The sequence below is a fragment of the Acinetobacter sp. 1130196 genome, assembly GCF_000588095.1.
GTDB classification, from domain to species: Bacteria; Pseudomonadota; Gammaproteobacteria; order Pseudomonadales; family Moraxellaceae; genus Acinetobacter; species Acinetobacter nosocomialis.
Genome location: NZ_JFWX01000059.1, coordinates 1 through 20,370, shown reverse-complemented (window position 1 = coordinate 20,370; position 20,370 = coordinate 1). Strand labels below are relative to the sequence as shown.

The 20,370-nt window shown below is 41.9% G+C and carries 14 protein-coding genes, 2 tRNA genes, 3 rRNA genes and 2 pseudogenes; 6 read left to right on the top strand and 15 right to left on the bottom strand.

What is annotated here, in order from left to right; translation table 11 throughout:
* The 5 genes from J671_RS25520 to J671_RS22730 form a co-directional block, all read left to right on the top strand.
* Positions 1 to 333: IS30 family transposase (locus J671_RS25520; RefSeq protein ID WP_000295858.1), on the top strand; the 333-nt coding region annotated here is incomplete at its 5' end.
* Entirely contained in the window at positions 334 to 678 is a 345-nt protein-coding gene (locus J671_RS25515) for a hypothetical protein (protein ID WP_081404957.1), read from the top strand.
* An 85-nt stretch (positions 679 to 763) separates the two neighbouring features.
* Positions 764 to 1,729: a hypothetical protein gene (locus J671_RS22740; RefSeq protein WP_000377059.1), complete on the top strand. Its 966-nt coding sequence runs from the start codon at positions 764 to 766 to the stop codon at positions 1,727 to 1,729.
* A gap of 8 nt (positions 1,730 to 1,737) precedes the next feature.
* On the top strand, positions 1,738 to 2,298 hold the full coding sequence (locus tag J671_RS22735; RefSeq protein WP_000586671.1) for a GTP-binding protein: 561 nt from the start codon (positions 1,738 to 1,740) through the stop codon (positions 2,296 to 2,298).
* Entirely contained in the window at positions 2,291 to 2,710 is a 420-nt protein-coding gene (locus J671_RS22730; protein WP_000949092.1) for a roadblock/LC7 domain-containing protein, read from the top strand. The genes J671_RS22735 and J671_RS22730 overlap by 8 nt, the downstream gene beginning before the upstream one ends.
* A 51-nt stretch (positions 2,711 to 2,761) precedes the next feature.
* Here the strand turns inward: J671_RS22730 and J671_RS22725 are convergent, their stop codons facing one another.
* Genes J671_RS22725 through J671_RS22700 form a run of 6 tightly spaced genes read right to left on the bottom strand, consistent with a single transcriptional unit; the run spans position 2,762 to position 11,137 of the window.
* Positions 2,762 to 4,702 carry an acetyl/propionyl/methylcrotonyl-CoA carboxylase subunit alpha gene (locus tag J671_RS22725; RefSeq protein ID WP_031983563.1) on the bottom strand — a complete coding sequence of 647 codons (1,941 nt, stop codon included), beginning with the start codon at positions 4,700 to 4,702 and terminating at the stop codon, positions 2,762 to 2,764.
* A 20-nt stretch (positions 4,703 to 4,722) separates the two neighbouring features.
* Positions 4,723 to 5,559, bottom strand: a complete 837-nt coding sequence (locus tag J671_RS22720; RefSeq protein ID WP_031983561.1) for an enoyl-CoA hydratase/isomerase family protein — start codon at positions 5,557 to 5,559, stop codon at positions 4,723 to 4,725.
* Positions 5,560 to 5,583: 24 nt separating this feature from the next.
* Entirely contained in the window at positions 5,584 to 6,732 is a 1,149-nt protein-coding gene (locus tag J671_RS22715) for an acyl-CoA dehydrogenase family protein (protein WP_031983560.1), read from the bottom strand.
* Between the two features lie 42 nt (positions 6,733 to 6,774).
* Positions 6,775 to 8,388: an acyl-CoA carboxylase subunit beta gene (locus J671_RS22710; protein ID WP_031983559.1), complete on the bottom strand. Its 1,614-nt coding sequence runs from the start codon at positions 8,386 to 8,388 to the stop codon at positions 6,775 to 6,777.
* Between the two features lie 11 nt (positions 8,389 to 8,399).
* The gene (locus tag J671_RS22705; protein ID WP_002048713.1) at positions 8,400 to 9,311 is read right to left on the bottom strand and encodes an SDR family oxidoreductase; all 912 of its coding nucleotides are present in this window, start codon (positions 9,309 to 9,311) and stop codon (positions 8,400 to 8,402) included.
* Positions 9,312 to 9,331: 20 nt separating this feature from the next.
* Entirely contained in the window at positions 9,332 to 11,137 is a 1,806-nt protein-coding gene (locus J671_RS22700) for an acyclic terpene utilization AtuA family protein (RefSeq protein WP_031983558.1), read from the bottom strand.
* 185 nt (positions 11,138 to 11,322) lie between these two features.
* On the opposite strand from J671_RS22700, the gene J671_RS22695 reads away from it, so the two are divergent.
* Positions 11,323 to 11,922: a TetR/AcrR family transcriptional regulator gene (locus tag J671_RS22695; protein WP_031983556.1), complete on the top strand. Its 600-nt coding sequence runs from the start codon at positions 11,323 to 11,325 to the stop codon at positions 11,920 to 11,922.
* A gap of 32 nt (positions 11,923 to 11,954) precedes the next feature.
* Here J671_RS22695 and J671_RS22690 read toward each other — a convergent pair whose 3' ends face one another.
* From J671_RS22690 to J671_RS22660, 9 genes and pseudogenes are all read right to left on the bottom strand, one after another.
* Positions 11,955 to 13,118, bottom strand: a complete 1,164-nt coding sequence (locus J671_RS22690) for an acyl-CoA dehydrogenase family protein (protein WP_031983554.1) — start codon at positions 13,116 to 13,118, stop codon at positions 11,955 to 11,957.
* A gap of 136 nt (positions 13,119 to 13,254) precedes the next feature.
* Positions 13,255 to 13,819: pseudogene (locus J671_RS0105105) on the bottom strand (DUF4256 domain-containing protein).
* A gap of 20 nt (positions 13,820 to 13,839) precedes the next feature.
* Positions 13,840 to 14,190, bottom strand: coding sequence for a GFA family protein (locus J671_RS22685; RefSeq protein WP_016805145.1), 351 nt, complete (start codon positions 14,188 to 14,190; stop codon positions 13,840 to 13,842).
* 128 nt (positions 14,191 to 14,318) lie between these two features.
* Positions 14,319 to 14,714, bottom strand: a pseudogene (locus J671_RS0105100) (DUF2007 domain-containing protein).
* Between the two features lie 152 nt (positions 14,715 to 14,866).
* Positions 14,867 to 14,981 (bottom strand): 5S ribosomal RNA (rrf, locus tag J671_RS22680).
* Between the two features lie 179 nt (positions 14,982 to 15,160).
* Positions 15,161 to 18,051: ribosomal RNA gene (locus tag J671_RS22675) — 23S ribosomal RNA — on the bottom strand.
* A 340-nt stretch (positions 18,052 to 18,391) separates the two neighbouring features.
* Positions 18,392 to 18,467, bottom strand: a tRNA-Ala gene (locus J671_RS22670).
* Between the two features lie 55 nt (positions 18,468 to 18,522).
* Positions 18,523 to 18,599 (bottom strand) — tRNA-Ile (locus J671_RS22665).
* A 59-nt stretch (positions 18,600 to 18,658) separates the two neighbouring features.
* Positions 18,659 to 20,196: ribosomal RNA gene (locus tag J671_RS22660) — 16S ribosomal RNA — on the bottom strand.
* Together the 16S, 23S and 5S rRNA genes with 2 tRNA genes alongside form the textbook arrangement of a ribosomal RNA operon.
* Positions 20,197 to 20,370 lie beyond the last annotated feature (174 nt).

Genomic DNA, 20,370 nt, shown 5'->3' with positions numbered 1-20,370 from the left:
CCTGCAGAACTGCGTAAAACGTTGACCTATGACCGTGGACGCGAGATGTCAGAACATAAAATACTCGAAGAAGATTTAGGCATAGATGTATATTTCTGTGACCCACATTCACCTTGGCAAAAAGGCACATGCGAAAATATGAATGGTTTAATTAGGCAATATTTACCTAAAGGGATTGATTTAAATCAGGCAGATCAGCATTATTTAAATCAAGTTGCCATGTCACTGAATACTCGTCCTAGAAAGGCGTTAGATTGGCTTACACCATTAGAGAAATTTGCTCAGCTTGTTGATTATCATATGGCTTTTGAAACTGTCGCACCTCATGTTTGAATTCGCCGCTTAACTGAAATTGATGGTTTTATTGCATCTGCACTTGTTGATTCAGAAAGTGGTTTATCACTTGCTACACAAGGCGGTGGGGATATTGATTTAGAGCTGGCAGCTGCTGGAAACACAGAAGTCATTCGCGCAAAACGAAATGTAGCTAACGCATTAAAATTAAATGACAATATTGAAGATATTTTAATTACATTAGGGAAGGCTTATCACTTAATTCGTCCTTTAGAAAGTAATAATAATTTATTCCTTTATTTAGTACTTGATCGCGCCAAGTCGAATTTAGCCATGGCTCGTCATGAGTTAAAGTCCTTTGAAAAAGAGCTCGATTTTAGTTAATTAATTTAAGCTGTGCTCTTTATACTTAATATAAAGAGCACATATAACATTACAATATTACTTAATAAAAATTTAAAATGATACTATGGATAGCCATTGCATAAATATTGCAGTTTCTGGTTTAAGCTTAAAAGTTTCAGACGAATTAAAAATCTTAATCCGTGATTTGATATCTAATCAATATGGAATTAACTGGGTTAACATTTCTAGTAATCAGATTGATTTATTAATTATTAATGAAAACTTTTTTGATGCTGACAATATTCAAAATATTCTTAATAAGAAAAAATTTCCTTATTTAAAAATTACAAAAACACCTTTAGAAAATGGAGGCACTATACACGAACATACCTTACACTACCCTTTAGAAAAAACAGAACATCTCCGTTCATGGTTACAAGCAAATGTATTATCTCTTTTAAAACATACTGATGTTCGTTCCAACTCAACTTTATTAAATGAAATATCTATCATAGATGAGCAATTTATAAAAAATTTGCATAGCTCTGAAAATATTAAATTACATTTATTTGATGACAAGGGTACCTTGGCAATTATTGATAATAGAACTCAAATTGCTTGGTTAGAACCTTCTCGTCAAAAAACACAGACCAATATGAGTTTTAACTTTACCTTTGCAAAAACATCAGACTTTACTAAGGTTTCTCGTAAAAAGGATTATTACTTACAGGATTGGTTGTGGAATTTAATTTGGTGTTCAAAAGAATTTGAGAATTTAGCGTCAGCTGATGGTTACTTTAAAATTAATCATTGGCCACAACCCTATCAAAAAGAATATAGAAAAGTAAGCCTACAGCTCTCTGCCTGTTTTATTCAGGGAGCAAAAGTCACTGAAGTAGCTAAACAACTCAACCAACCTATCGATGTTGTTCTACGCTTTATTACAGCATGTTTAATGGCAAATAATGGGCAATATGTTTCCGCGAATAAGTGTTTTTACACGCCACAGACTCATTCAGAAAACTTAAATACAGAAAGTCATTTTTTAAAAAATTTTATAGGGAAAATTCGACGCCGTTTTGGCTTTTAAGGAACACTATGATTATTCAACAATATAAAATTGTCTTCGCAGGCAGTATGGGGGCTGGTAAAACAGAAGCGATCAAATCGCTATCTGAAATTCCAATTTTAGAAACAGAAGCATTTAATACTGATGTACAAAGTCACCAAAAATCACAAACAACTGTTGGGATTGATTACGGCGAAATTACTTTAGATGATGGTATTAAAATTGGGCTATATGGAACCCCTGGACAAAGCCGTTTTGATTTTATCTGGTCAGTTATTTGTAAAGGTGCGATTGGTATTATTCTTCTGTTAGATCACAATAGCTCTACTCCAATTGCTGAATTAGAAAGTTACTTGGAAACCTTTAAAAATTATAATGATAATATTGCGATTGGTATTACGCATATTGATGAAAATAAAGAATCTTCACTCCAACAGTATCGAAACTGGTTAGCAGAAAACGAACTTCAATATCCACTATTTTTTATTGATGCAAGAGAACAAGAGCAAATTTTAATGATGGTTGAATCATTAATTGCATCACTTGAAGTTAAGGTAGGCGCAACATCTCAAGGGAAAGATCATGCTTAGTATTCCAGTTCAAAAACGAACCGCTCCAACACAATTGCTACAACTTGCAAAAAGTGAAGCCCAAAAAATTCTTATGAATACACGTGGTGTAGACTTTGTCATGATTTGTTCTTCAGATGGGTTTGAATTGGCAACAGTAAGCCACAAGAACTACCCTAATACCACCAAATTAGCAGCGGTGAGTAGCTCGATTTTGGCCATGGTCAGTGCATTTTTAAAAGAGATTCAACTAACTGGCTGTAATAACATCACATTAGATGCAGACAATGGCAAAGCCATTTTAACAGCTATTCCTGCTCTCCATCATCCGATGGTTATGGTTACCCTAAGTAATAGAGATGTACTTTTAGGGCAGCTGCTTTATAGCCTAAAAAAAGCAAGCCAAGTGATTGCAGAGGCAGATGGAGAATAACTCTTAAACTGCTATAAAAAAATACCGCCCAATAAGAGCGGTATTTTTCAATTAAGTTTGAATAGTAAATAGCATTTGCCGTTTTTTGACTTGTTGACCCTGTTGCCCTAACACATCTTCAACTACACCATCTACATCAGCTTTAATCTGCTGCTGGATTTTCATAGCTTCAAGCACTAGTAAGGTTTGACCTCTCACCACTTGATCGCCTTTATTCACCAGAATATTAACCACAGCACCATCCATTGGTGCACGAATTTTGCCATCTCCCGCTACATCGGTAGCTTCTGGCGCAGCATAGGTCACATTGCGTATCACAATATTACCGTTATCTCGGTCTAGATAAAGTTGATCACTATCTAATACATACTGCACACGGCGACGAATACCATCAATTAAATAAACTAGGTACTCTGACGTTCTCTCAAGCACATCAATACAAACTGATTGATCACAGAACTGAGCCGTAAATGTGTTATTTACAGATGAAACCTGCAATTGAATTTGCTGATCGGCAATTTGTAATTTTAACGGTAATGGCACACCAAGCCCAGTTTGCCACACCGCAGTACCTTTATTTTGGCTAAATAATGCCGCAGCAATCGCTAAAGTTTCTAAAGATAAAACTTGATGGTGTAAGCTCGGATCATTTTGGAAGTGCTGTTGGATGAATGCAGTATTGGTATCCCCTCCAACAACAACTGGATGGCGCAGTAAATTGACCAAGAACTGTTTATTACTATTCACTCCAAGTAAAACACTATCATCGACTGCACGAGCCAGTAAGCGAATCGCATCCTCACGGGTTTTACCGTATGCAATCACCTTTGCTACCATCGGATCGTAAAATGGACTGACTTCATTAGTTGCCAACATGCCATGATCGATTCGCACATTTGGCAAAGTTGCAGGCTTCCAGCGTAAAACCTTTCCTGTTTGTGGTAAGAAATCCTGACGTGGGTCTTCTGCATACAAGCGCACTTCGATCGCATGTCCATTGAAGTTCAACTCCTGTTGCTTTAAAGGTAAATGCTCACCATTCGCCACACGCAGCTGCCATTCAACTAAATCTAGCCCTGTAATAAGCTCAGTGACCGGATGTTCTACCTGCAAACGGGTATTCATCTCTAAAAAGTAAAATGCACCCGATGCATCAAGCAAAAACTCAACTGTACCTGCCCCGACATAAGCACATGCTTTTGCCGTTGCTACAGCTGCCTCGCCCATTTGCTGACGTAGTTCAGGCGTCATGACTGGACACGGCGCCTCTTCAACTACTTTTTGATGGCGACGTTGGATCGAACAATCACGCTCAAACAAATACACATAATTGCCGTGAGTATCACCAAAAACCTGAATTTCGACATGACGCGGAGCAATAACTGCTTTTTCTAAAATAAGCTCCCCCGAACCAAAAGCATTTTCAGCTTCTGAACGTGCAGTTTGCAACGCCTCAACCAATTCAGATGCTTGTTGTACCAAACGCATGCCACGACCGCCGCCACCCGCAGAAGCTTTGACCATAATTGGAAAGCCAATTTGCTCGGCTTGAGCTGCTAAATATTCGAGATCTTGTCGGTCACCTTCATAACCCGGCACACAAGGGACGCCCGCCTCAATCATGGCAATTTTTGAAAGGCGTTTACTGCCCATTAACTCAATTGCAGAAGCGGTAGGTCCAATAAATGTAATCTGGTTGTCGATACATGCCTGAGCAAAATCAGTATTTTCTGACAAAAAACCATAACCGGGATGAACAGCATCTGCCCCTGTTTTTTTGCAGGCTTCGATAATTTTAGCAATGGAAAGATAAGACTCCGATACTTTAGATGCCCCAATGTAAACAGCTTCATCTGCTTCTTGCACATGACGAGCATGACTGTCTGCATCGGAATAAACTGCGACAGTTTGGTAACCCATTGCCTTGGCTGTTTGCATAACTCGAACTGCAATTTCACCACGATTGGCAACCAGTATTTTTGAAAATTTCATTATTTTTTTATCCTTATCTTTTATGACTCATCGGCCCAATTTGGTAACCTTTTCTGGATAAAAGCCATCGTTCCTTCTTGACCTTCAGCTCCACCAACCGCTTGGGCAAACTGCTGAGCTGCATCATTGAGCAATTTATTTAAAGGCTCATTGAGTGTTCGATGTAACAATGCTTTGGTCACACGCGAAGCTTGAGGAGCTGCTCGTTTAATGTGTTGAATGGTTTCCTCTAAAGCTTGTTCAAGTTCAATTTCATTATGTGCAATTTGATGAACCACACCGACACTCAGTGCCGTATGCCCTTCAAAACGCATGCCGAGTAAAGCAAGTCGGCGTGCTTGAGTCAGGCCAATACGTTTCACCACAAAAGGAGCAATTTGCGCAGGAATTACGCCAAGCCCAGTTTCAGGTAAACCAAACTGAGCATTGTCACGACTAATTGCAACATCGGAAACACATGCCAGCCCAAAACCTCCACCTAACACCGCGCCTTCTAAAATGACCACAACAGTTTGCGGTGCAGCTTCAACTTGCTCAAGCATGGCACCAAAACGGCGGTTAAAGTCAGCATAAGGTTGTAGACTACCGAAATGAGTTGCTTCAACGCGTAAAGCAGCCATGTCTTTAATATCCCCACCTGCACAAAAAGTCCCGCCCTCACCACGAATGATGACTGCACGAATTGAAAGGTCATCGCGAATGGCAGTAAAAACTTGCTGTATTGCATTAACCATATTCAAGTTCATGGCATTACGGCTCTCTGGTCGGTTGAGCCAAAGGTATAAAATACTGCCGTCTTGTTCTAATTGAATGCTGTCATCAATATCTATAGCTTGTAGAGATGCTGAAAGCGTCATGGCTTACCCCTTATTTTATTTCTGTTATTTTGGCAAGATATCCATCAACTTACAGATAATCCCCAGCATAATCTCATCTGCACCACCGCCAATAGAGCCTAAACGTCCGTCACGATACAGCTGTGAGGCTGGATTATCCCACATAAAGCCATTGCCACCCCAATATTGCAGACAGCTATCAGCAACTTCACGAGTTAAACGTCCAGCTTTGAGTTTTGCCATAGATGCCAGCTTGGTCACATCTTCACCTGCAATATGCTGTTCACACGCTTGGTAGGTTAATGCTTTAAGTGCTTCTATTTCAGTCATGAGTTCAGCAAAGCGGAAGTGAATATATTGGTTATTAATAAGTGGCTGACCAAACGTCGTACGCTCTTTGGTATAGGCGATAGTCTTTTGGATTAAATTTTCCAAACCACCAATAGCATTAGCACAAGCCCATAAACGCTCTTCCTGAAATTGCATCATTTGCATCATGAAACCCATACCTTCAACCCCCACTAAGTTACGCTGCGGTACACGGACATTGTCTAAATAAACTTGCGCTGTGGTGGTTGAACGCATCCCTAATTTATTAAGTGGCTCGGAAAAACTAATCCCTTTAGTTTTTGCCGGCACAATAATCATCGACTTGTTGACGTGTGGTTTATCGTCAGATGTATTGGCTAAAAGACAAAAGAAATCGGCTTGCAATGAGTTAGTAATCCACATTTTGCTGCCGTTAATGACATAGTCATCGCCATCTTTTTTTGCTGTTGTTTTAATAGCAGCAACATCCGAACCAGCATGCACTTCCGATACTGCAATTGAGGCAACATATTCCCCAGCAATGGCTGGTGTTAAAAACTCATCGCGTAATTCTTTACTACCAAAACGGGCCAAAGCAGGTGTCGCCATATCGGTTTGTACACCAATGGCCAAAGGCACCCCGCCGCAAGCCGCATATCCAATTTCTTCTGCAACCACAAGGTTATAGGAATAATCTAACGCTAAACCGCCATTTTCCTCAGGCTTACAAATCCCTAATAAACCAAGATCACCCATTTTTTTAAATACGTCGTGGATCGGGAAACGCCCTGCTTCTTCCCATTCGGGAATATGTGGATTCAGCTCATTTTGAACAAATTGACGCGCTGTACGACGTAATGCTTCATGTTCGGCAGTAAATTTCATGGTGTTCTTCCTATTAATTTTTTTAATTACGGTAAAGGTTGATTAAAAACGGGACACACCAAAACGGGTCGGATTCAACTCACGTTGCTGTGCTTCATAAATGGTTTGTAAAAGGAAAATTAATAATTTTCGGGTATCTCGCGGGTCAATAATGCCATCGTCATGAAGCATAGCTGTATTGAAAAGCGCGGTAGATTGCTGCTCTAATTTCATGGCCGTACTTTGCTCAAGAAAATCGAGCATTTGCGGATTCGGTTCCTGACCGGAGGCTTTTTGTTTTCCTTCAGCAACAATACGCAGTACCTTTCCAGCCTGTGCAGCCCCCATTACAGCAACATGCGAATTTGGCCATGCAAAAATAAAATCTGGCGATAAACTCCGACCACACATTGCGTAGTTACCCGCACCATATGCCCCTGCCACAACGATTGAAATTTTAGGTACAGTACAATTGGCAACCGCTTGAATCAGTTTTGAGCCATGCTTAATAATGCCATTTTGCTCGGCATCGGTTCCCACCATAAAGCCAGTAGTGTTATGTAAGAACAATAACGGGCGGTTAGTCTGTTCACATAAGTGAATAAACTGAGCTGCTTTTGCTGCTCCTTGAGGGGTAATCGGACCATTATTGGTAATAATACCGATATGCAAGCCTCCAATTTTTGCCCAGCCACATACCGTTAAATCATCATATTCCTGCTTAAATTCTAGAAAATCTGAATCATCAATAATGCGTGCAACCACTTCTATCATATCAAATGGTTGTTTAGGATCACTTGGGATAACACCCAATAGTTCCTCGGTATCGTAACGAGGCTCTTTATAAGTCACATCAACTGGTTTGATTTGCTCTTTCCAGTTCAGGTGTTCAAAAATTTCACGTGCCATCCGAATACCGTCAGCATCATTTCCTGCTAAGTATTCTGCTGTTCCAGCAACCTGCGCATGCATTTCTGCCCCGCCCAACTCTTCAGCTGTTGCCACTTCGCCAGTGGCAGCCAAGAGTAAAGGGGGACCTGCAAGAAGCATCTCGGTTTGTTTGCGTACTACAATGACATAATCTGAAAGACCTGGTTGATAAGCACCACCTGCCGTTGCATTACCATGCACCACTGCAAGCTGTGGAATACCTGCTGCAGACAAACGTGCCTGATTGGCAAAGGTCATACCACCATAGGTAAATACTTCAGCAGCATAATTTAAGTTAGCGCCCCCACTTTCGGTCAGCGTAATCAGCGGGAGTTTTTGTTCTAAGGCAATTTTTTGTAAACGCAAAGTTTTTTGTACGCCCATAGGAGACATGGTCCCGCCCTTAATTGCACTATTACTTGCAGAAACTAGACAACGCACACCACTGACAAAACCAAGGCCGGCAATTACTCCACCACCTGCTTCGGAACCATCCTTGTCATCATGCATGTTGTAGCCAACCAAACCACAAAGCTCAATAAAAGGCGAATCAGCATCGAGTAATAACCGCACACGCTCATGCGGCAGAATCTTGCCCTTTTTATCGAATTTCGGTTTAGCAGCATACGATTTATCAATGCTTTTTTGCTGAATTGCACGGACTTCACTCAGCTGAGCAAGTAGTGCCTCTTTATTTTTTTGATACTGTTCACTACCAACAGCAATTTCGGATTGGAGAATGGTCATTTTTTTATTCCTCACTCCAAACCTAAACTATTGTTTTGTTCGGCTTTCTCAGTCTTATCTTTTTTAAAAATTTCAGGAATAAACGCGCGATGGAAACCATTATAAGACTGACTATTTGTCGCTTCGGCTAGTGGATACATGCGTGTCCCTTGCGATGCAGCGCCATCAATACGCAAAGTTACACCTGACACAAAAGCCGCAGCATCTGACAGTAAATAACAAATCGCCGATGAAACTTCTGATTCAGTTCCCATACGTTTTAGCGGTACATTGCCAGCAAGACTTGGAATAATCACTTTGGCAAAATCACCGCTATAATTATCCATACCGGATGACACGATCCAACCCGGTGCAACTGCATTTACACGAACACCAGATTTCCCCCACTCAACCGATGCCGTTTTAGTTAAGTTATCAACCCCTGAACGCGCAGCACCAGAATGTCCCATTCCCGGCATGCCACCCCACATATCAGCAGTCATGTTGACAATACTGCCACCATGTTTTGCCATCCATTGGTTATAAGCTTCACGCATTAGGTAAAAAGTTGCGTGTAAATTATTACGCACGACTGCATCGAAACCATTCGCCGAAATATTCTCTAAAGCTGACGGGAACTGGCCACCCGCATTATTTACCAAACCATCGAGTTTGCCGAATTTCTCAATCACTTCAGCAATCATATTTTTCACTTGTTCTTCTTCACGGTTATCACAAACAATAAAATGAACCCGACCACCATCTTCTATAATTTCTTGGCTTACTTTCTCTAATTTCTCAATTTTTCGTCCTGTAATCACCACTTGAGCGCCGAGAGCCGCAAGCTCATGTGCAGTACAGCGTCCAATTCCTGAGCCCCCACCTGTCACAATAATGACTTTATTAGCAAAAGCATCTGGTCTAAAAATTGATTGATAACTCATCTTTGTTTCATCCATTCATTTTATTTTTCTAAAAGATGTGCCGGAACTTTAACAGGCATATCCAATAACTGTTGGGCAAAGGCTTTACCTTGCGGATCAATACGCAAGCTTGCAACACCACCACCACCTAAGGCATTCTCCAACATAAAATTCAGTGCATTTAAACCCGGTAACTCATAACGAATTACTCGCCCTTTCTCAGCATCCAAGACATGTTGCATATAGCTTGCAACAGTCTGTTCAGTTAGTGCTGCACGAATCCATGGTAAATAATCTGCTTTACGTGCAATCACACCAATATTGCTATGATTACCCTTATCACCACTGCGGGCATGCGCAATTTCAATCAAAGGAACTTCAATTTCATCTCCTTGATAAATTGCATTTTCACCTGCCTTTAAAGTAGGCAATTGCTCTGTAAAAACTCCTTGTGGAATCTCAACTGGGTAGCGTTTTCCTTCAAAATCGATTTCGACACTTACCTGATTTTTATCTATTAAAAATGAAAATAACTTAATCACTGGAGATGCTTTTGGTCGGCCTCCAACAATTCCTGCCAAGGCTGGAGCCATACCTGTTGAAGCTTGTGCAATTTCAGATGCAAAGAACATACATGCTTCTTTAAACATGTGTTTTACAGCTATTTTGACCACTACTTCACGACTACTTAATGTTTGGGCATGTTCGCCATAAGTACTTTCAATACCTAAAATTTCAACAGACTTTTCACTAAATGGCGGCACTGAGCGCATTGCTAAAACACGTTCGCACTTAGTCAAAATCGCATCAGCAATAACTTGTGCTTTTTGTGGTGCCTCACGACCTGCAATTAAGAAACTTACTAAAACCCGATAACCATCAGGATAGGTCGCGCTGACTTTATATTGTGTAGTCGGAGCTTGTCCTTTTGCGCCCGTTACACGAACCCGATGCTCCCCAACTTGCTCTAAATGCACGTGGCTGAAATCAGCAATTACATCAGGTAGTAAATATGCTTGAGGATTACCTATTTCATAAACAATTTGCTCTGCAACTGTAGCAGTAGAAACCAGACCACCTGTACCTTGAGGCTTAGTTACAATAAATGAGCCATCCTCACTCACGTCAACCACTGGAAAGCCCATATTGTCGAAGCCCTGCACCAATTGCCAATCGGTAAAGTTACCACCCGTACATTGGGCACCACATTCAATGACATGACCTGCTAATGAACCTTGCGCCAATTTGTCATAATCATCGAGCGACCACTGATATTCATGAAGCAACGGTGCAAGCACCACAGCAGAGTCAACCACACGACCCGTAATCACAATATCGGCACCTAAGTCTAAGGCGTCACGAATAGCAACCGCGCCTAAATAAGCATTACTGCTCGCTACCTGTTGAGGCAAAGCTTCTCCGCTAAACATTTCTTGAATATTCTGTGATTTTAACTGCTCATGTTTTGGCAAAAGATCATCACCTAACACCACAGCCACTTTCAGATCTAGACCATACTCTTTAATAATTTTTTGTAAGGCATCCCGACAAGCTAATGGATTAACACCACCGGCATTACTAATCACTTTAATCTTTTTTTCAGCAATTTTTTTCAGCAAAGGTGCCATGACTCGGCTGACAAAGTCTAAAGCGTAACCATGTTTCGGTTCTACCATCTTCGCTTTTGCCATAATCGACATGGTAATCTCAGACAAATAATCAAAAACCAAATAATTAATATCGGTCAAATGCACTAACTGAAAAGCGGCAGTATTGGTATCTCCCCAAAACCCAGAGGCACAACCTATTTTTACGACTCGATGATCATCCTGCTGATTATTTGCCATTTTATTTCTCATTATTTTGTCTAAAAATCAGCCTCAACATTACCAAGCAAGCGCTTGGTTTGTAAAGCGCAAAATGTTATTGTGATGTTGACCAAATCTTCCAAATTCAGAAAACAATCTGAAATGTGATGAAATTTAGAGAAATTTCCGTTATGGATTTTTAGATAAGGGAACAAACTGAACACATGATTGCCACTTCAATTGAACAAATTCCAAATATTTCTTGCTTTGACGATAGCCCGCGTGGTCGTTTATTACGGGGGGCTGCCTATTTATTTCACAAGCAAGGCTATGACAAAACGACTGTACGTGAACTTGCTCAATTTATTGGAATTCAATCGGGAAGTTTATTTCATCACTTTAAAAGTAAAGATGACATCCTCGCTCATGTAATGGAGGAAACCATTATTTACAATCTTGCTCGTTTAGAAGAGGCAGCAAATCAATCTACTGATCCAGAACAACAATTACGAGCCCTTATTAAAGCTGAGCTTATTTCAATTACTGGCGATACAGGTGCAGCCATGGCTGTGTTGGTTTATGAATGGTTTGCTCTGTCAAAAGAAAAGCAAAATTACCTGTTAAAAATGCGTAATGAATATGAGCAAATCTGGCTCGACATCATTGAAAATTTACGCACACAAGGCAAGGTAAAACATGATGCCTTTATTTGGCGAAGATTAATTGGTGGTGCAATATCATGGACTGTAACTTGGTATAAGTCTGAAGGCAAAGTCAAAATTGATGAGTTAACTGAAATGGTCTTGGAGATGGCTTTGAAATGAAAAAAGGTGGCTCAACGACCACCTTGTAAGAATTAATAACCCAGCTGTTTGCTAATTAAATCTTTCATAATTTCTTCAGCACCACCACCAATCATATTGACCTTCACTTCACGGTAAATACGTTCCGACTTGGTACCACGCATAAAGCCCATACCACCTAACGTTTGTACAGCAGCATCAGCACAAAATTGCATAGTACGAGTCGCAACATTTTTAAGCATTGAAATTTGAGCCACTAACTCAGGCCCTTGTAACTTTGGCTGAGTCATTTTCCAAGCTGTTTCTTCAAGTAATGCCCGTGTTGTGGTTAATTGCGTTGCCATATCTACCAATTTATGACGTACCACTTGATGATCAATTAATCGCTTACCAAAAGTTTTGCGTTGCTGCGCCCACTCTAAAGCTTCTTCATAACAGACTAATGCATAGCCATAAGCGACTACTCCCAAGAAGAAACGCTCCATATTAAAGTTATTCATAATAACTTTAAAACCGGCATTTTCTTTGCCAAGTAGATTTGATGCAGGTACTCGTACTTGATCAAAATGCAAATGTGCCGTATCTGATGCCCACCATCCCATTTTCTTCAAAGGTGTTTTAGTAATACCTTCACTAGGTGCATCAATGAGTAACATTGAAATGCCTTCTGCACCCGTTTTTGTCGGATCAGTACGCACTGCAACTGTATAATAGTCTGCACGAATTCCCGAAGTAATAAAGGTCTTCTCACCTGAGACAATATAATAATCCCCTTCCCGAACAGCTTTAGTTTGTAACGCTGCCACATCAGACCCCCCACTTGGTTCTGTAATTGCTAAAGCAGAAATTTTTTCACCGGAAATAATCTCTGGGAGGACTCTAGCCTTTAATTCCTCACTTCCAAAATGTTGAATTGGAGGGGCACCAATTGTATGCACCATGAGTGAAGTATGTACTCCGCCAGAACCCGCCTTTGCCATTTCAATACCAGCGAGTAATGAATAGAATGGATCTGCATCTGGAATACCACCATATTCTTCAGAAAAACCTAGACCCAATAGGCCAATTTCAGCAGCCTTTTTATAAAGCTCTCTAGGAAATGTCTCGGCCTCATCCCACTCATTAACAAAAGGTGCCATTTCTTTTTGCACAAATCGACGAACATTGTCAGCAAAAGCAATGTGTTGTTCATTATAGTAAATTGGGTTGAGTTGCATATTTAGAAATGTCCTGAAGTTTTTATTTAATTCCTGAACATATCTTGTCATGTTTACTGTTAATCAAAAGTTGCAAGAATCTTCAATTTCTTGGCATAAAACATCAAATAGAATTATTTTTATTTAAGTACCACACCTATATTTTTAAACAACAACGAAAACCACGTACAGCATAATAAGACTGTGCTCCATTATGATAAATGAAGACTCGGCCATAACGACGATCAGCAAAAAGTGCTCCACCCAATTTACGAATCTCGACTGGGGTTGCGAGCCAACTCGAAGTTTTAAGATCAAACTCTTCAATTTGCTGTAACTGACGATAATTGCTCTTCTGTTAAAAGCTCAACTCCCATTTCATTAGCAAGATCTATTGCACTGTTTTTAGGAGGATGATCTTTTCTAGATTCTAAAGCCTCACGATCATAGCAAAGGCTTCTACGGCCTTTTGGGGTTTCAGGAGAACAATCTACAAATAAATACTGATCTTTCTGCTGGTCAAAAACAATAACATCTGGCTCTCCTCCAGTATTTTCCATTTCTTGCAATGCCCATAGTTTGTCTGGAGATTTTATTAATTTATCCCGTATATTCGACCAATCGATTTCTTTATGACGATGTGTGTTCTTTTCAAATCTCGCCTTTAATAGTTCAAGCAGTAAATCTAATTGTGTTGAAGTTAACTGTTTTTTAGTGTTCATTGATAAACCCCTAATAGCGATTAAACTGAACGCCCATCAAAATAATTTATTTTTATCTTATCTAAGTCAATACCATCTATACATCGTACATTAATCGCAAAGATTGAATTACCTTGATTATCTATACCTTGGGCATATGGATGAATACCACAATTTTTACAGAAATGATGGTTAATCACATGTTTATTAAAAGTATAGTTCGCCAAAGTATCAGGAGTGCCTAAAGTAACTTTAACTTGATTAGTCGGTAGAAACCAAAGTAAAGATCCTTTCTTTTGGCAAATGGAACAATTGCAAGATAAAACTTCTGTTAGCTCACCTTCTACGACAAACTTCACCTGTCCACAATGACAACTTCCTTTATATTCCATAACATTCTTCCTTTTATAATTTTTTATAGTTTTATAATACCCTCTATTGTAGATCATTTTTTAATCTTATTTTAGATTTGGGCCTTCTCTTTATAAAAACTTTAATAAATTAAGATAATAGATAATTATTAGTTCCAAAAATATTGGCATTGTTTACATCTATTACCATTTTTAAAAGAAAATAAAGGTAAACCTAAGAACATAAGTGCCATAAAGGCTGATTTTTTTCTTTTTGTGTAAGGTTCAATATCATAACTTCCGCAGTTAGGACATCATCCTTTATTTTTTCCAAACTCTTGCTCTAAGTCTTCACTAAAATCTTTTTCAAGAAGTGTTTTCGCATCATTGAGGTCTTTTTCTAGTACTAATAATCGGACTCCTCCCAATGCATTTGAATAAAACCAGTCCATATTAATTGTATGTTCATTTTCAATACGAACGGGAATTCCAAAAGCCTCTAATTGAGTCTTTGCAATTTGTGCCTCATAAGGAAATAAAAAAGTTTTAACTAAAATCCATTGCATATACATATTAAATTTCTAATTAGGTGAATAATTTTAGATTAGCTTTATTTTTTTATAAATTGAATTAAATTCAATATCTAAAGCATTAGACATAAAATCCCCACACAATAAAAAAACACCCCCAATTTTAGTTGGGGGTGTTTAGAATAATGAGCTGGCGATGACTTACTCTCACATGGGTAACCCCACACTACCATCAGCGCTAAGAGGTTTCACTTCTGAGTTCGGGAAGGGATCAGGTGGTTCACTCTTGCTATGGTCGCCAGCACAACTGTTTATGGATACTTGCTTTGGTCTTATTGACTGCCGAAGCGTTTTCCAAATCTTTACAGACTGGGCTGATTGAATCTGATTGTGTTCATTTTATCTAGTGTTATAACTAAATCAAGTTGCTTTGTAGATTTATGAATCGATTGATGCTTTATATACAACTGCTTGGGTGTTGTATAGTCAAGCCTCACGAGCAATTAGTATTGGTCAGCTTCACATATCACTATGCTTCCACATCCAACCTATCAACGTCCTAGTCTCGAACGGCTCTTTAGAGGAATAAATTCCTAGGGAAATCTTATCTTGAGGTAGGCTTCCCGCTTAGATGCTTTCAGCGGTTATCCCTTCCGAACATAGCTACCCGGCGATGCGACTGGCGTCACAACCGGTACACCAGAGGTTCGTCCACTCTGGTCCTCTCGTACTAGGAGCAGATCCTCTCAAATTTCCAGCGCCCACGGTAGATAGGGACCGAACTGTCTCACGACGTTCTAAACCCAGCTCGCGTACCTCTTTAAATGGCGAACAGCCATACCCTTGGGACCTGCTTCAGCCCCAGGATGAGATGAGCCGACATCGAGGTGCCAAACACCGCCGTCGATATGAACTCTTGGGCGGTATCAGCCTGTTATCCCCAGAGTACCTTTTATCCGTTGAGCGATGGCCCTTCCATACAGAACCACCGGATCACTAAGACCTACTTTCGTACCTGCTCGACTTGTGGGTCTCGCAGTTAAGCGCGCTTTTGCCTTTATACTCTACGCGTGATTTCCGACCACGCTGAGCGCACCTTCGTACTCCTCCGTTACTCTTTAGGAGGAGACCGCCCCAGTCAAACTACCCACCAGACACGGTCCTCGTCCCGGATAACGGGACAGAGTTAGAACCTCAACATTACCAGGGTGGTATTTCAAGGACGGCTCCATTGGAACTAGCGTTCCAACTTCAAAGCCTCCCACCTATCCTACACAAGTAAGGTCAAAGTTCAGTGTCAAGCTGCAGTAAAGGTTCACGGGGTCTTTCCGTCTAGCCGCGGGTACACTGCATCTTCACAGCGATTTCGATTTCACTGAGCCTCTGCTGGAGACAGCGCCGCCATCATTATGCCATTCGTGCAGGTCGGAACTTACCCGACAAGGAATTTCGCTACCTTAGGACCGTTATAGTTACGGCCGCCGTTTACTGGGGCTTCGATCAAGAGCTTCGCTTACGCTAACCCCATCAATTAACCTTCCAGCACCGGGCAGGCATCACACCCTATACGTCCACTTTCGTGTTTGCAGAGTGCTATGTTTTTAATAAACAGTTGCAGCGGCCTGGTTTCTGCGGCTGTCATCAGCTCAGGAAGCAAGTTCCATCACCAACAACAGCGTACCTTCTCCCGAAGTTACGGTACCATTTTGCCTAGTTCCTTCAGCAGAGTTCTCTCAAGCGCCTTGGTCTACTCGACCTGACCACCTGTGTCGGTTTCGGGTACGATTCCTGTGTAACTGAAGCTTAGAGACTTTTCCTGGAAGCATGGTATCAGCCACTTCGCTGTACAAGTACAGCTTGCTATCGGATCTCAGTATAGAGTACCCCGGATTTGCCTAAGATACATACCTACATCCTTCCACCTGGACAACCAACGCCAGGCTGACTTAACCTTCTCCGTCCTCTCATCGCATTACACAGAAGTATTGGAATATTAACCAATTTCCCATCGACTACGCCTTTCGGCCTCGCCTTAGGGGTCGACTCACCCAGCCCCGATTAACGTTGGACTGGAACCCTTGGTCTTTCGGCGAACGGGTTTTTCACCCGTTTTGTCGTTACTCACGTCAGCATTCGCACTTCTGATACCTCCAGCATACTTCTCAATACACCTTCATCGGCTTACAGAACGCTCCCCTACCACTTGACTAATGTCAAATCCGCAGCTTCGGCACATAGTTTTAGCCCCGTTACATCTTCCGCGCAGGCCGACTCGACTAGTGAGCTATTACGCTTTCTTTAAAGGGTGGCTGCTTCTAAGCCAACCTCCTAGCTGTCTATGCCTTCCCACATCGTTTCCCACTTAACTATGATTTTGGGGCCTTAGCTGGCGGTCTGGATTGTTTTCCTCTTGACTACGGACGTTAGCACCCGCAGTCTGTCTCCCGGATAGTACTCATAGGTATTCGGAGTTTGCATCGGTTTGGTAAGTCGGGATGACCCCCTAGCCGAAACAGTGCTCTACCCCCTATGGTATTCGTCCGAGGCGCTACCTAAATAGCTTTCGGGGAGAACCAGCTATCACCAGGCTTGATTAGCCTTTCACCCCTATCCACAAGTCATCCCCTGGCTTTTCAACGACAGTGGGTTCGGTCCTCCAGTTAGTGTTACCCAACCTTCAACCTGCTCATGGATAGATCGCCTGGTTTCGGGTCTATACCCAGCAACTAAACGCCCTATTAAGACTCGATTTCTCTACGGCTCCCCTATACGGTTAACCTCGCTACTGAATATAAGTCGCTGACCCATTATACAAAAGGTACGCAGTCACACCACGAAGGTGCTCCCACTGCTTGTATGCATGCGGTTTCAGGATCTATTTCACTCCCCTCACAGGGGTTCTTTTCGCCTTTCCCTCACGGTACTGGTTCACTATCGGTCAGTCAGGAGTATTTAGCCTTGGAGGATGGTCCCCCCATATTCAGACAAGGTTTCACGTGCCTCGCCCTACTCGTCATCATTATGTGTGCCCTTTCGTGTACGGGAATATCACCCTCTACGTTCGCACTTCCCAGAGCGTTCCACTAAAACACACATAACTTAATGGGCTGATCCCCGTTCGCTCGCCGCTACTGAGGGAATCTCAATTGATTTCTTTTCCTAAGGGTACTGAGATGTTTCACTTCCCCTCGTTCGCCTTGCAACACTATGTATTCATGTTGCAATACCTACCTTAAAGTAGGTGGGTTTCCCCATTCAGACATCTCCGGATCAAAGGATATTTGCCGCCTCCCCGGAGCTTTTCGCAGGCTATCACGTCTTTCATCGCCTCTGACTGCCAAGGCATCCACCACATGCACTTAATTACTTGACTATACAACCCCAAACAGTCGACGTTACCTACAAGTTAGTAACTTCAACATTTTAGTTTAGAGCACTGTGTATTTAAACACTGTACAGCTTCAATCTAAATTCATATACCAAAACGCTTGATTCAGTTAATTTGCTAGTTCTCAATTCATTCAGATTAATTGCTTAATCTAAACTCTTGAGTGAACAATTTATTTCAGACTCAATTTTGCCAATCTGTTAATGAATAAACATGCCTTCGTCAGGTCATGCTTAATACCGTGATACTTAAATCACAGAAGTTAATAAACCAAGATCGAAATCTCTATTTACTAATTTCTGTAATCCGAACTTATCTTAAGTTCTGGTGGAGACTAGGAGAGTCGAACTCCTGACCTCCTGCGTGCAAAGCAGGCGCTCTACCAACTAAGCTAAGTCCCCAGCTTACATCATCAGTCATGTATCTTTTATCTATAACTTTAACCAGTCAAAGTCATGGTGGGTCTGACAAGACTTGAACTTGTGACCCCACGCTTATCAAGCGTGTGCTCTAACCAACTGAGCTACAGACCCTCAGATACATCTATGAAGAACAACTTGTTGTGGATTCTTACCAATCGTCAATCTTTCGTTAAGGAGGTGATCCAGCCGCAGGTTCCCCTACGGCTACCTTGTTACGACTTCACCCCAGTCATCGGCCACACCGTGGTAACCGCCCTCTTTGCAGTTAGGCTAGCTACTTCTGGTGCAACAAACTCCCATGGTGTGACGGGCGGTGTGTACAAGGCCCGGGAACGTATTCACCGCGGCATTCTGATCCGCGATTACTAGCGATTCCGACTTCATGGAGTCGAGTTGCAGACTCCAATCCGGACTACGATCGGCTTTTTGAGATTAGCATCACATCGCTGTGTAGCAACCCTTTGTACCGACCATTGTAGCACGTGTGTAGCCCTGGCCGTAAGGGCCATGATGACTTGACGTCGTCCCCGCCTTCCTCCAGTTTGTCACTGGCAGTATCCTTAAAGTTCCCGACATTACTCGCTGGCAAATAAGGAAAAGGGTTGCGCTCGTTGCGGGACTTAACCCAACATCTCACGACACGAGCTGACGACAGCCATGCAGCACCTGTATGTAAGTTCCCGAAGGCACCAATCCATCTCTGGAAAGTTCTTACTATGTCAAGGCCAGGTAAGGTTCTTCGCGTTGCATCGAATTAAACCACATGCTCCACCGCTTGTGCGGGCCCCCGTCAATTCATTTGAGTTTTAGTCTTGCGACCGTACTCCCCAGGCGGTCTACTTATCGCGTTAGCTGCGCCACTAAAGCCTCAAAGGCCCCAACGGCTAGTAGACATCGTTTACGGCATGGACTACCAGGGTATCTAATCCTGTTTGCTCCCCATGCTTTCGCACCTCAGCGTCAGTGTTAGGCCAGATGGCTGCCTTCGCCATCGGTATTCCTCCAGATCTCTACGCATTTCACCGCTACACCTGGAATTCTACCATCCTCTCCCACACTCTAGCTAACCAGTATCGAATGCAATTCCCAAGTTAAGCTCGGGGATTTCACATTTGACTTAATTAGCCGCCTACGCGCGCTTTACGCCCAGTAAATCCGATTAACGCTTGCACCCTCTGTATTACCGCGGCTGCTGGCACAGAGTTAGCCGGTGCTTATTCTGCGAGTAACGTCCACTATCTCTAGGTATTATCTAAAGTAGCCTCCTCCTCGCTTAAAGTGCTTTACAACCATAAGGCCTTCTTCACACACGCGGCATGGCTGGATCAGGCTTGCGCCCATTGTCCAATATTCCCCACTGCTGCCTCCCGTAGGAGTCTGGGCCGTGTCTCAGTCCCAGTGTGGCGGATCATCCTCTCAGACCCGCTACAGATCGTCGCCTTGGTAGGCCTTTACCCCACCAACTAGCTAATCCGACTTAGGCTCATCTATTAGCGCAAGGTCCGAAGATCCCCTGCTTTCTCCCGTAGGACGTATGCGGTATTAGCATCCCTTTCGAGATGTTGTCCCCCACTAATAGGCAGATTCCTAAGCATTACTCACCCGTCCGCCGCTAGGTCCAGTAGCAAGCTACCTTTCCCCGCTCGACTTGCATGTGTTAAGCCTGCCGCCAGCGTTCAATCTGAGCCATGATCAAACTCTTCAGTTAAAATCATTTTGCACCTTATTTATAGACAAGGTGCCAATTCTGGCTCATCAATTACTGACTTAAATTTCGCTCAAATAAACTTCGAGTAATTTAAACCAATCAATCAATGAAAATTATTTCGATTAATCAATCAGTAAAAATCCACACAAGTTGTTCTTCAATTCTCTTAATGAT

What these genes read in the sequence shown, in the direction of transcription:
- J671_RS22730 (WP_000949092.1), top strand. Translation starts at nt 2,291, where the DNA reads ATGCTTAGTATTCCAGTTCAAAAACGAACCGCTCCAACACAATTGCTA.
- J671_RS22720 (WP_031983561.1), bottom strand. Translation starts at nt 5,559, where the DNA reads ATGACGCTTTCAGCATCTCTACAAGCTATAGATATTGATGACAGCATT.
- J671_RS22700 (WP_031983558.1), bottom strand. Translation starts at nt 11,137, where the DNA reads ATGGCAAATAATCAGCAGGATGATCATCGAGTCGTAAAAATAGGTTGT.
- J671_RS22705 (WP_002048713.1), bottom strand. Translation starts at nt 9,311, where the DNA reads ATGAGTTATCAATCAATTTTTAGACCAGATGCTTTTGCTAATAAAGTC.
- J671_RS22740 (WP_000377059.1), top strand. Translation starts at nt 764, where the DNA reads ATGGATAGCCATTGCATAAATATTGCAGTTTCTGGTTTAAGCTTAAAA.
- J671_RS22685 (WP_016805145.1), bottom strand. Translation starts at nt 14,190, where the DNA reads ATGGAATATAAAGGAAGTTGTCATTGTGGACAGGTGAAGTTTGTCGTA.
- J671_RS22710 (WP_031983559.1), bottom strand. Translation starts at nt 8,388, where the DNA reads ATGACCATTCTCCAATCCGAAATTGCTGTTGGTAGTGAACAGTATCAA.
- J671_RS22690 (WP_031983554.1), bottom strand. Translation starts at nt 13,118, where the DNA reads ATGCAACTCAACCCAATTTACTATAATGAACAACACATTGCTTTTGCT.
- J671_RS22735 (WP_000586671.1), top strand. Translation starts at nt 1,738, where the DNA reads ATGATTATTCAACAATATAAAATTGTCTTCGCAGGCAGTATGGGGGCT.
- J671_RS22715 (WP_031983560.1), bottom strand. Translation starts at nt 6,732, where the DNA reads ATGAAATTTACTGCCGAACATGAAGCATTACGTCGTACAGCGCGTCAA.
- J671_RS22725 (WP_031983563.1), bottom strand. Translation starts at nt 4,702, where the DNA reads ATGAAATTTTCAAAAATACTGGTTGCCAATCGTGGTGAAATTGCAGTT.
- J671_RS22695 (WP_031983556.1), top strand. Translation starts at nt 11,323, where the DNA reads ATGATTGCCACTTCAATTGAACAAATTCCAAATATTTCTTGCTTTGAC.